Annotated in this window: 14 protein-coding genes; 6 read left to right on the forward strand and 8 right to left on the reverse strand. The window is 63.1% G+C overall.

Annotation, left to right across the window (positions count from 1 at the left end):
- Window positions 1-17: 17 nt before the first annotated feature.
- Entirely contained in the window at window positions 18-929 is a 912-nt protein-coding gene (locus GGD53_RS30535) for an EamA family transporter (protein ID WP_184460439.1), read from the forward strand.
- Here the strand turns inward: GGD53_RS30535 and GGD53_RS30540 are convergent.
- Together GGD53_RS30540 and GGD53_RS30545 are read right to left on the reverse strand one after the other, a co-directional pair.
- A complete protein-coding gene (locus GGD53_RS30540; RefSeq protein ID WP_184460440.1) occupies window positions 877-2,130 on the reverse strand; it encodes an aminopeptidase in 1,254 nt (417 codons plus the stop codon). The genes GGD53_RS30535 and GGD53_RS30540 overlap by 53 nt on opposite strands.
- 232 nt (window positions 2,131-2,362) lie before the next feature.
- Window positions 2,363-3,046 (reverse strand): glutathione S-transferase family protein, encoded by a 684-nt coding sequence (locus tag GGD53_RS30545; RefSeq protein WP_184460441.1) that lies wholly within the window; start codon window positions 3,044-3,046, stop codon window positions 2,363-2,365.
- 82 nt (window positions 3,047-3,128) lie between these two features.
- Between GGD53_RS30545 and GGD53_RS30550 the strand changes: the two genes are divergently transcribed.
- Window positions 3,129-3,569 carry a MarR family winged helix-turn-helix transcriptional regulator gene (locus GGD53_RS30550; RefSeq protein WP_184460442.1) on the forward strand — a complete coding sequence of 147 codons (441 nt, stop codon included), beginning with the start codon at window positions 3,129-3,131 and terminating at the stop codon, window positions 3,567-3,569.
- Here the strand turns inward: GGD53_RS30550 and ybaK are convergent, their stop codons facing one another.
- The 3 genes from ybaK to GGD53_RS30565 form a co-directional block, all read right to left on the reverse strand.
- A complete protein-coding gene (ybaK, locus tag GGD53_RS30555; protein WP_184460443.1) occupies window positions 3,570-4,043 on the reverse strand; it encodes a Cys-tRNA(Pro) deacylase in 474 nt (157 codons plus the stop codon).
- A gap of 3 nt (window positions 4,044-4,046) precedes the next feature.
- Window positions 4,047-4,397, reverse strand: coding sequence for an ArsC family reductase (locus GGD53_RS30560; RefSeq protein WP_184460444.1), 351 nt, complete (start codon window positions 4,395-4,397; stop codon window positions 4,047-4,049).
- A gap of 90 nt (window positions 4,398-4,487) precedes the next feature.
- Entirely contained in the window at window positions 4,488-5,549 is a 1,062-nt protein-coding gene (locus tag GGD53_RS30565; protein ID WP_184460452.1) for a succinylglutamate desuccinylase/aspartoacylase domain-containing protein, read from the reverse strand.
- Window positions 5,550-5,834: 285 nt separating this feature from the next.
- Here GGD53_RS30565 and GGD53_RS30570 point away from each other — a divergent pair, with 285 nt between their 5' ends.
- The gene (locus tag GGD53_RS30570; RefSeq protein WP_184460445.1) at window positions 5,835-6,398 is read left to right on the forward strand and encodes a methylated-DNA--[protein]-cysteine S-methyltransferase; all 564 of its coding nucleotides are present in this window, start codon (window positions 5,835-5,837) and stop codon (window positions 6,396-6,398) included.
- 16 nt (window positions 6,399-6,414) lie between these two features.
- On the opposite strand, the gene GGD53_RS30575 is transcribed toward GGD53_RS30570, so the two are convergent.
- Genes GGD53_RS30575 through GGD53_RS30585 form a run of 3 tightly spaced genes read right to left on the reverse strand, consistent with a single transcriptional unit; the run spans window position 6,415 to window position 8,454 of the window.
- Entirely contained in the window at window positions 6,415-7,149 is a 735-nt protein-coding gene (locus GGD53_RS30575; RefSeq protein WP_184460446.1) for an SDR family oxidoreductase, read from the reverse strand.
- A 38-nt stretch (window positions 7,150-7,187) separates the two neighbouring features.
- Window positions 7,188-8,030, reverse strand: coding sequence for an oxidoreductase (locus tag GGD53_RS30580; protein WP_184460447.1), 843 nt, complete (start codon window positions 8,028-8,030; stop codon window positions 7,188-7,190).
- 49 nt (window positions 8,031-8,079) lie between these two features.
- Window positions 8,080-8,454, reverse strand: coding sequence for an Atu4866 domain-containing protein (locus tag GGD53_RS30585; protein WP_184460448.1), 375 nt, complete (start codon window positions 8,452-8,454; stop codon window positions 8,080-8,082).
- 129 nt (window positions 8,455-8,583) lie between these two features.
- Between GGD53_RS30585 and GGD53_RS30590 the strand changes: the two genes are divergently transcribed.
- From GGD53_RS30590 to GGD53_RS30600, 3 genes are all read left to right on the forward strand, one after another.
- Window positions 8,584-9,480, forward strand: a complete 897-nt coding sequence (locus tag GGD53_RS30590) for a LysR family transcriptional regulator (protein WP_184460449.1) — start codon at window positions 8,584-8,586, stop codon at window positions 9,478-9,480.
- Window positions 9,481-9,627: 147 nt separating this feature from the next.
- On the forward strand, window positions 9,628-10,482 hold the full coding sequence (locus tag GGD53_RS30595; RefSeq protein ID WP_184460453.1) for an AraC family transcriptional regulator: 855 nt from the start codon (window positions 9,628-9,630) through the stop codon (window positions 10,480-10,482).
- A 38-nt stretch (window positions 10,483-10,520) separates the two neighbouring features.
- On the forward strand, window positions 10,521-11,066 hold the full coding sequence (locus GGD53_RS30600) for a YbhB/YbcL family Raf kinase inhibitor-like protein (protein WP_184460450.1): 546 nt from the start codon (window positions 10,521-10,523) through the stop codon (window positions 11,064-11,066).
- Window positions 11,067-11,293: the final 227 nt, after the last annotated feature.

Here is an 11,293-nt window from a genome sequence, read left to right on the forward strand (position 1 = left end):
AAGTAGAGATTCTTGAGATGAAGACAAATTCCCGATACTTGGCGGACGTGCTGACGACCGCTGTCGCCCCCGCCATCTGGGGCAGCACCTATTTCGTCACCACATCCTTCCTGCCCCAGGGCTATCCGTTGACGGTCGCTCTGCTGCGCGCCTTGCCGGCGGGCCTGCTTCTGCTGCTGATTGTTCGGAAGCTGCCGACGGGCGTCTGGTGGGGCCGCGCCTTCCTTCTCGGCGCGCTGAACTTCTCGTTCTTCTGGGCGATGCTGTTCGCCTCCGCCTACCGGCTGCCCGGCGGCGTTGCCGCGACCGTCGGTGCCGTGCAGCCGCTGATCGTCATCGCCCTGTCGCGGCTTTTCCTCGGCAAGCCGGTCCGGCCACTTGCCGTGCTGGCCGGTCTCGCCGGCATGGCCGGGGTCGCGCTGCTGGTGCTGACGCCGAAGGCGAGCCTCGATCCCGTGGGTGTCGCGGCCGGTATCGCCGGCGCCGTCTCGATGGCGTTCGGCACCGTGCTGTCACGGCGCTGGGCGCCGCCGGTTTCGAACCTCACCTTCACCGCCTGGCAACTGTCGGCAGGCGGCATTCTCTTGGTGCCCTTTGCGCTCTTCCTCGAACCGGCGCTGCCGTCGCCGAGCATCGCAAACATTGCCGGCATTGCCTATCTCGGTCTGGTCGGTGCAGCCTTCACCTATCTGCTCTGGTTCCGCGGCCTGTCGCGCATCGAGCCGTCGGCGATCTCCTCGCTCGGTTTTCTGAGCCCTGTGGTCGCGACCCTGCTCGGCTGGCTGGCGCTCGGCCAGAGCCTGACGCTGATGCAGATCGCCGGTTTCGCCCTGGTGCTTGCCGGCGTCTGGCTCAGTCAGCGCACGATGATGCCGCTCAGGCCCATTCGCCCTGCCGCATCACCGGAACCCGCGAGCCGGCCGGTGTGATGCCGTCGATATCGACCTTGTTGGAGCCGATCATCCAGTCGATGTGGATCAGGCTGGAATTGCCGCCCTGCGCCTTGATCTGCTCGTGGCTGAGGGTCGCGCCGTTGAGGAAGCACTTGGAGTAGCACTGGCCGAGCGCGATGTGGCAGGAGGCGTTTTCGTCGAACAGCGTGTTGTAGAACAGGATGCCGCTCGCCGAGATCGGCGAGGAATGCGGCACGAGCGCCACTTCGCCGAGCCGGCGCGCGCCCTCATCGGTATCGAGCACCTTGTTCAAGACCTCTTCGCCACGTGACGCCTTCGCTTCGACGATCCGCCCGCCTTCGAAGCGCACCTGGATATTGTCGATCAGCGTGCCCTGATGCGACAGCGGTTTGGTGCTCGAGACATGGCCTTCGACCCTTAATGCATGCGGCGTGGTGAACACCTCTTCGGTCGGAATATTCGGATTGCAGGTAATGCCGTTCTTGGCGGTGGAGGCGCCGCCGTGCCATTCATGTCCGTCGGCGAGGCCGACCGTCAGATCGGTGCCCGGCCCCTGGAAATGCAGCGAGGCGAAACGCTCGCCGTTCAGCCAGGCGGAGCGCTTGGCGAGATTGGCGTTGTGCTCCGCCCAGGCGGCGACGGGGTCGCTGACATCGACACGCGAGGCGGCAAAGATCGCCTTGGCGAGCTTGGCGATTGCGATCGGTTCGGGGTCGTCGGGGAAGACCGCCTTGGCCCAGGAGGGATTGGGATAGGAGACGATGTTCCAGTTGATGTCGAAATTCGAGATCTTTTCCAGCGCCGGCTTATAGGCGGTTGATGTGGCGCGATTGGCGCGGCCGACCTTGCCGGCATCCTGTTCGGAAAGCAGCATCGGATTGTCGCCGGCGACCGCCAGACGGGCCGCTCCGTTGGCATAGGCCTTGGCCATGCCCTCGTAGAGCCAGTCGGAGGCGCGGTCGAAGCTCTCGTCGCTGCCATATTGGAAGCGCGCCAGCGTCGTTTCCTCGTCGGAGTAGAAGGCGCTCACCAGCCCGGCGCCGGCCTGATAAGCGTGTTTGGTGATGAGGCGGACAAGCGGCAGCGCCACGACAGGCGCGGTAATCACCAGGTCCTGGCCCTTCTGCAGCTGCAAACCGACCTTGACGGCGACTTCCGCGAGCTTCTCGAGCTTGACGGGATCAACGGTGTTCTGGCTCTGGGGCATGAAAGTCATGGTTCAACCTGCCTTCTGTCATCGACGCTAGAGCAATTCCAGGAAAAGTGCGAAGCGGTTTTCCGTTCGGAGTTGCGTAAATTCGAAAGATTAGAGCGGTTCTGCGCTTTCGTGAAAAGCTGAACCGCTCTGAGAGGCTGAAAGACTTAGACCCGTTTGCGGCGAAAATGAAGCGCGCTGCTGCCGATTTGAAACCGGCCGGCGCGATGCCCGACCGGTTTCAGCGCAAGCGTCAAGCGGCGGCAGGCAGGCCGAGCAGGATCGACTTGTGCTTGTTGAGGAATTCCATCAGCCGCCGCGGATAATCTTCGCCGACGGCGTCTTTCACGCTTCGCCGTTCGCCGAGCGCGCTCCGCCAGCGCCTCACCCGCTCGAGCCCCGCAAAGATGCCGCTATCTCCCAGCCTGTCGAAAACATCGAAATACCGAAAGATCGGCGCGAAGACGGCATCGACGAGGCTGAAGCTGCTGCCGGAAAAATAAGGTCCGTCCGCGAGTGCTCCTTCGAGCGTCGTGAACTTGGCGATCAGCGTCTTGCGCTTGGCCTCCAGCTGTTCCACGTCCGTGGCGGTTTCATACCCCCAGAGATCGGAAAGCACGGATGAGCCGAATTCCATCCAGCCGCGATGGCGGGCGCGGCTGAGCGGATCGGCAGGATGCAGGGCAGCCCCCACCTGCGTCTCCTCCAGATATTCGCAGATGACGCTGCTTTCGAAGAGGATGGCCTCGCCGCCTTCTTCGTCCTCGATCCTGAGCAGCGGCACCTTGCCGAGCGGCGAGATCTGCAGGAACCAGTCCGGCTTGTCGGTAAGGTCGATGTTGACGCGTTCGAAGGGAACACCCTTTTCGCGAAGTGCGATCGCGGCGCGTTGCACATAGGGGCAGAGATGGTGGCTGATGAGGGTAAGCCTGCTCATGAACGTCTCCTCGCTGGTTTGATAGATGCATTTGCATATAATAGCCCTTGCGGCTTTGTGCAAGATAGATGTATTTGCATCTATGGTAAAAACACCGAAGCCGAGCGAAGCCGTCACCTCTGCCTGGATCAGCATCATGCGCGCGCGCGAACGGCTGCTCGCCGCGATCGAAGCCGATCTGAAAGCGACCGGCATGCCGCCGCTTGCCTGGTATGACATGCTGTGGGAACTGGCGCGCTCGAAAGACGGCAAGCTGCGGCCCTACGAGATCGAGGAGCGGACCTTGCTGGCGCAGTATAGTCTTTCTCGGCTGATCGACCGGCTGGAAAGAGAGGGCTTGGTCCGGCGCGAGGTCTTCGCTGGGGATGGCCGCGGGCGCTGGGTTCTGATTACCGATGCCGGCCGAACGCTTCGCACCCGGATGTGGACTGTCTATGCGGCAGCGATCGAGGCCCATGTCGGCAGCAAGCTTGCCGATGACGAGGCGAAGGCGATTTCCGGTCTGCTCGCTCGTTTCCTCTGATCAGGCGATCAATGACGCACCGACCGCTTTCAATGCCTTCAGCGCATCCTTCGGATCGAGCCGCACCTGCAGACCGCGCTGTCCGCCATTGATATAGACCAGCGGTTCGGCGAGAGCGGTTTCCTCGATCGCCGCCGGCACGGCCTTCCTCTGGCCGAAGGGGCTGATGCCGCCGACATGGTAGCCGGTCAGCCGCTCGGCATCGGCCGGCTTCATCATATTGGCCGACTTGCCGCGAAAGGCGCTGGCGAGCTTCTTCATGCTGACTTCGCGATCCGACGGCACCACGACGCAGACCGGCTTGCCGTCCACCTCGGCCATCAGCGTCTTCAGCACCCGCTGCGGCGCCTCGCCCAGGGCTTCCGCCGCCTGCAGCCCGACGCGCTCCGCGCCCGGGTCATAATCATAGGTGTGGATGGTGAAGGCGACGCCTGCCTGGGAAAGAACCTGGGTCGCGCGCGTGGTCTTGGACATTGCTCAGCGTCCGAACATATCCGCGTAATTCTCCGGCTTGAAGCCGATCACCAGCTTGCCTTCCGTCTCCAGCACCGGCCGCTTGATCGTCGACGGCTGGTCGAGCATCAGCGCGATCGCCTTTTCCCGGCTCAGATTCTCGCGCTCGGCATCGGGCAGTTTGCGAAAGGTGGTGCCGGCGCGGTTGAGCACCGTGTCGAGACCGGCTTCGTCGATCCAGGCTTCGAGATGGGTCCGGTCGATGCCGAGCGCCTTGTAATCGTGAAACTCATAGGCGACGCCGTGTTCTTCCAGCCAGCGGCGGGCTTTCTTCATCGTGTCGCAATTCTTGATGCCATAGATGGTGACGGCCATGCCCGATCGGTCTCCCTGTGATGGCAGCGGGATAGCATGGGCGAGAGCCGGTGCAAATGCCGCCCGGCATTTCTCCCGGGCAGCGCTTGCTCAACTCTCCAGTGCGCCGGCCTTGCGTGCGGCCTTGCTCGGGCCGGCGCAGACGATCTTCATAAGGTCGCCGCGCCGGCGGACCAGCCGATCCGAGGTTCGGGTCAGGATCAGCCCGTCTTGCGGCGCATGGAGGTCGATGCTGCCGTCAGGCTGACCGGGCCGGGTGACGATCGTCGCCAGAAGTTCACCCGCTGCAACCCTGTCGCCGATCGTGCGATGGAAGAGCACGGCGCCGCCTTCAGGAGCGCGGATGATCTCCACATTGTCGAGCGGCACGGCGGGACCGGCAAACATGGCCGGCGTCGTTCTTTCGCCGCTGACGATCCCCCGTGCCACGAGGAAACGCCAGAGCCCGTCTGCATCCCGCTTCGCCAGCATCGGATCGACGTCACGCTTGCCGCGCAGCTCGACCGTGACCGAAAGCTTGCCCGGCAGCCGGGATTGTCGTTCGCCGGGAACCGCATATTTCCATGCAAAGCCGACGGCCTCCTCGAAGGCCGAGCTCTCGCCATCCGACAGCAGCACCGCCTCCATGTCGAGCGCGGCGGCAAGATCGGCCGCCTCCGGCCAGAAGGCCTCGTCGATATAGGCATATTGCAGCGATTCGTCGTCGCAGTGCAGATCGAGGACGAGATCGGCGCCGAGCGCCATATCCAGAAGCCGCCGCTTCAGCCGGTCGGTAGCCGGATAATCATTGAGATCTTCCGTCAGCATTGCCCGATCGGTAACGCTGATCAGCGGAAAATCCCGGTTGAAATTGGTGCGGGAACCGAGATCGAAGCGACCCTGCAATTCGCCGAAATGCGATTGCGCCGCGCCGATCGGGTTGGCCAGCGGCACGATGGTGATGTCGCCGGCGACCGCGCCTTCGCTTTCCGCCCGCCGCAGACGCTCGCAAAGGAAATGCAGGAGCGCCGTTCCCGGCAGCTCACCGGCGTGAAGCGCCGCCTGAATATAGGCCTTCGGCGCCTTCGGATCACGGCCCGCAAAACGCAGCACCGGCAGCCGCCACGCCGTACCCGGCGTATCGCCCGGGATAATGATCTCCGAAATGTCCATGCTGTCCTTGCTCCGCTTCACCAGCCCGACCAGCTTTATGCGCGGAAAACCGGCGAGTGCAAGCCTCACCGCCACCCTTGCCTCACCGAGGCCCGAACAAAAGCAGGTTGCCGCTATGATGATCTTGCCTCGCCGTCGAAATGATGCACGAAACATCAAAAGTGCCTACTTCATCGCCTTCCAAGCCGTTAGGAACAAAAAAAGAACGACCTGCGCAAGAAACGGGTTGAAACAGGGGTCTCGCCATAGGATCCTTTGGGAGATCGAAAACGCGGAGGCTGTGTCATGGCCGAGACGATACATCACTATCTCATCTTCGAAACATCAGGCGGTTTCTGCGGCATCGCCTGGAGCGACGCCGGCATCGCCCGTTTCCAATTGCCGACGAAAACCGCAGAAGCGACCGAACGGCTGCTGCTGCGCCGCCTGCCGGATGCCCAACCCGGCGCCCCGACGCCTGAGGTGCTGGAGACGGTCGCGGCCGTAAAGCGCTATTTCCAAGGCGAGGAAACCGATTTCTCCGGCGTCCAACTTGATCTTGCCGGCCAGAATGACTTCTTCAGGGATATTTATGCGGCGGCACGGCGTGTCGGCTGGGGCCGCACGACCACCTATGGCGCGCTGGCGAAGGAGCTTGGCGTCGGGCCGGAAGCGGCCCGCGATGTCGGTCAGGCGATGGCGAAAAACCCAGTCGCGCTGATTATTCCCTGCCACCGGGTGCTGGCCGCCGGCGGCAAGATCGGCGGCTTCTCCGCTCCCGGCGGTTCGTCATCGAAGGCCCGCATGCTGGAGCTCGAAGGCGTCAGCCTCGCCCCGCCGCCGCCCGCGCAGCAATCGCTAGGTTTTTAGGCGAAATGCCGGCGGCTCAATGCGGGCTGGCCGTCGGCCGGATGATGATCTCGCTGACATCGACGTCATCGGGCTGGCTGATGGCGTAGAGGATCGCATCGGCGACGGCTTCCGGGCTGATGGTGACCGCCCTGAAAGCCTTCATCGCATCCCGCGCGGTCGGATCGGTGATCGTCTCGGCCAGTTCCGAGGTCGTCGTGCCGGGAGAAATGACGGTGACGCGGATGCGATCTGTCTCCTGCCTCAGTCCGTCCGAGATTGCCCGCACCGCGTATTTCGTCGCGCAATAGACGGCGGCCGTCGGCGAGACGCTGTGGCCGCCGATCGAGGACAGGTTGATGATCTGCCCCGATCCCTGTGCCTTCATGATCGGAAGCGCGGCCGCGATGCCGTAGAGAACGCCCTTGATGTTGACGTCGACCATCCGGTCCCATTCCTCGACCTTGAGGGCGTCGAGCGGCGAAAGCGGCATGACGCCGGCATTATTGATGATGACATCGAGCCGGCCGAATTCGGCCTTGGCGAAGCCTGCAAAGGTTTCCACTTGGGAACGGTTGGTGACGTCGAGCTTTCGCAGGCGCACCCTCCCGCCCTTGGCTTCGATTTCGCCGGCGAGCGCCTCCAGGCGGTCGCTGCGGCGCGCGCCGATCACGATCTGCGCGCCGGCGGCGGCCAGCACTTTTGCCGTGGCCTTTCCAATGCCGCTGCTCGCCCCGGTGATGGCAATAACTTTTCCTTCGATATCAGACATTTCAAGCTCCACGAGCAGGTTGAGGATTTTCGCGATGGTCAGCTCGGAAAATCGGCACTGAGGGTCGTCTTCGCCCACGCATCGAAATTGGCGCGAAGCATATCGAGCCGTTCGCGGGCGATCTTCAGGGAAGCTGCCCCGAGCAGCAGGCGCAGCGGCGGTTCGCCCGCCTCGAATGCCGATATGATTGCGCTTGCCGCGCGCGCGGGATCGCCCGGCTGCTTGCCGGAAATTGAGCGGGTGGCCTGGCGCCGCTTGCCGGCGGTCTCGGCATAGTCTTCGATGATCGTGCTGGATTCGACCATCGAGCGGCCGGCCCAATCCGTGCGGAAGCCGCCGGGCTCCAGGATCGTCACACGAATGCCAAGCGGCCCGACCTCATGGGCCAGCGATTCCGACAGGGCTTCGACCGCAAATTTTGTGGCGTGGTAGTAGCCGGTCGCGGCGAAGGCGATGAGCCCGCCGAGCGACGAGACGTTGAAGATATGCCCCTGCCGGCGTGAGCGCATGCCGGGCAGAACCTGTTTGGTCACGGCGATCAAGCCGAAGACATTGGTCTCGAATTGGGCGCGGATCTCGGCATCCTCGCCCTCTTCGATCGCCGAGAGATAGCCGTAGCCGGCATTGTTGACGAGGACATCAATGGCTCGGAAATGCGTCTCGGCGTCGCGGACCGCAGCGGCGATGGAGCGGCAGTCGGTTACGTCGAGGGCGAGGGCCAGCGCCCGCTTCCCATGCGCTGCCGTGAGATCGCTGAGTGTATCGGGTCTGCGCGCCGTAATGGCAGCGCGCCAGCCGCGCGCCAGCACCGCTTCGGCGAGTGCCCGGCCGAGCCCGGATGATGCGCCGGTGATGAACCAGACGGGAGTAGTGGAAGACATGTCATCCTTTCCGGCCGTCCTGTGCGGCCTCTTGCGGTGTGCGGATGGGTCATTTGCGGCGGAGCACCATGCCGCCATGATGGAGCGTGTTGTCGTCGACGAAGTCGCCGTCGGCGGTGAAGCCCGTATCGTCCCAATATTCGATATGCGTGCCGGTGATCTCATAGCGTCCGCGATAGGCGCTCTCACGGCTTCCGCGGGCCTCGTCGTAACGATTGTCGGGCAGGAGTTCGTGCCGGACGCGGCCGTCGTCGGTAACCCAAATTCCGACATAGGGATGCTGCTGCATGGTGTTCTCGCTTGGCTGTTGGAATTTCGGCTTTAGGTCGTTGGATGCGTCGGCCGGCAACGCCGGCATCGCCGCGCCGGTCAGAATGATGGCGGTGAAAAGATGCAGTACTTGGCCGCTGAAAATCTTTCGCATCGCTCTTCCTTTCGAAGCAGGGCAGCATTCCGGGGCCAGGCCGTGCCTTGACCTCGAAAGAAAGATAGTCCCGCCGAGCGGCGCGATTAAGTTGCCAATAACGGATGACTTGGTTAATATTGCTAATCAATGGGCAACGATCTCGAGGGTATCTCTGTTTTTCTGGCTGTGGCCGAGGCACGGAATTTTCGGCTCGCCGGAGAGCGCCTCGGCGTTACCCGCTCCGCCGTCAGCCAGGCCTTGCAGCGCCTTGAGGATCGCCTTGGCGCTCCCCTGGTTCAGCGCACGACGCGCAGCGTCAGCCTGACCGAGGCCGGGGAAGTCTTCCTGGAGTCGGTTCGTCCTTCGGTCCGCCAGGTCAGGGATGCGATGCAGACGGTGCGCGACATGCAGGCGCGCCCGAGCGGCCTGCTGCGGATCAGCGTTTCCTCGATCGCCGAGCGCTTCCTGTCCGGGACTTTGCTGACCGAATTCCTGCAGGCCTGCCCCGGCATCAAGCTCGATATCACCATCACCGATGACGAATTCGATATCGTCGAAGCTGGCTTCGATGCAGGTGTGAGACTGGGCGAGGTGATCGAGCAGGACATGATCGCGGTACCGGTCTCCGCCCCTCAGAGACAATGCGCCGCGGCGTCGCCAGGCTATCTCGGGCGCCACGATCTTCCCCGCCATCCTCGCGATCTGCAGAAGCACGCCTGCATCGGATGGCGGCCACGCCCGGATACCGCGCCCTATCGCTGGGAGTTCACCGAAAACGGCCGCGACTTCGACGTCGCCGTCGATCCCGTGGTCACGACCAATGACATGGGAATGATGATCCGCATGGCCTGCGCCGGGGCCGGAATCACCTTCGGCATGGTGGAAACTTTCGAGCCCTATATCGATCGTGGCGAGCTCGTGCCGCTGCTGGAGGAGTTCTGCCCGCCATTTCCGGGCTTCTATCTCTATTATCCGAGACGCCAGAGGCAGCCAGTCAAGCTGCGCGCGCTGGTCGACTATGTGCGCCAGTCGGCCCGTCGTTAGGCCTTCTGACTCAAGTCCGTGCCGCCGGCATGGTTGCTGTCGGCATGTGGCTTTGGTATTCCCGAGCACCTAGTCGGTGGCGAAGCGGGCGACCTCATGGCTCGCTCCTCCGGTCGCCGTTCTGACCATCCCGCTGGCGGAGAACATATGCTCGACGACGTCTTTCCCATTCCGACCAGGGCATTGATCCGCCAAGGTGGGCGAGCCTGTTTCCATCGCCTCGTCACTACCAGCCCGCTGCTGATCCAGGTCCAGTCTGGAACGAAGATCGTCATGTCGGATGACAAGCCTTTGCGCCTGGAGGCTGGGGATTACGGCCTGTTACCCGACTACCGGCCGTTGACGATGGAGAACATTCCCAAGGCGCCGCAGAAATATCAGACCCTGGCGCTTCCCATTCCGCGACAGCTTTTCGAGGATGCATATGATAGGATGGGATCGGTCGCCGTGCCATCGAGGCCTCTTCCGGCCAGCACCTCGAGCCTGCCGGAGGAAGCTGCGGCCTTGTTTGAGTATTGCTGCCAGCCGGGCAATCTGGAACGGCTTCCTGGCGCTATCGCCAAGGCTCGTCTGATGGAACTGGTCACCTGGTTCGCGCTCCATGGGGCGGTGCTCGGCCGATGCGAAAGCTCCCGGCTTGAGGACCGGCTGAGGCAGATGATCGAAGCTGATCCCGCCGCCGCCTGGACGTTGGCGCAAGCTGCGCGCTTGTTCAACATGAGTGAGGCGACGCTGAGGCGCAGGCTCTCCGCAGAGAATACCGGCTTCAGCGAGATATTGAGCGATACCCGGATTAACCGCGCTCTGGCACTCATTCAGACCACGACCTTGCCGATGGCCCAGGTTGCGCTGGAGGTCGGTTACGATTCGCCGTCGCAATTTTCCGCACGCTTCAAGGAGCGGTTTGGCGTCAGCCCGCGTCATGTACGCAGCGGCCCCGAGCACTTTGAGCGGATCGGGGCAGAAACTGAGCAGAGCGGGGCAGATGCGTTGGCGCGGTGACGATACTTTCCCGGCATCGTCAAGCAAGGAGAACAACAATGCGTTTGATCACAGCAGCACTTATGGCCGCCTCCGTCTTCGGCGCCACGGCCGCCCACGCCGAAATGAAGCTCACCTCGAAGGATCTAGCCGCCGGCAAGGCCATGGCCGACGCGCAGGTCTTCAACGGCTTCGGCTGCTCGGGCAGGAACATCTCGCCGGAACTGGCCTGGTCGGGCGCGCCAGAGGGAACCAAGAGCTTCGCCGTCATGGCGTACGATCCGGATGCGCCGACAGGTTCCGGCTGGTGGCACTGGTCGGTGTTCAACATCCCGGCAAAGACTTCGGAGATTGCCACCGGCGCAAGCGGTGACAAGAAGCTTCCGACAGGCGCCGTGGAAGGTCACACCGACTTTGGCACCTCCGGATATGGCGGCGCATGCCCGCCGGCCGGCGATAAGCCGCACCGCTACCAGTTCACCGTCTACGCGCTCTCGGTCGACAAGATTCCGCTCCCCGATACCGCGCCGGGCGCGATGGTCGGCTTCTATGTCAGGGCAAACACGCTTGACAAGGCCTCGATCGAGGTCACTTACGGCCGCTGAAGCCGGCTCTGGAGCCGCAACATCCTTGCATAACAAAGGCTGGCCGCGGTGACTGAATCTCGGCCGGCCTGCGCGCTGAGGCAAGCGTAGGTATTCAAGAGAGCCTCATCCTTGTGCCCCGCAGGGCCTCGAAGCCTCATCCTTGTACGTTGCCGTTGGTGTATAAACGGGCTGCGCGACGGGGATGCGTGTCATCCTTGGGTTTCGAACTCGTACCTCAGCGAGCA

Origin of the sequence: Rhizobium aethiopicum (assembly GCF_014197535.1) — a bacterium.
GTDB classification, from domain to species: Bacteria; Pseudomonadota; Alphaproteobacteria; order Rhizobiales; family Rhizobiaceae; genus Rhizobium; species Rhizobium aethiopicum_A.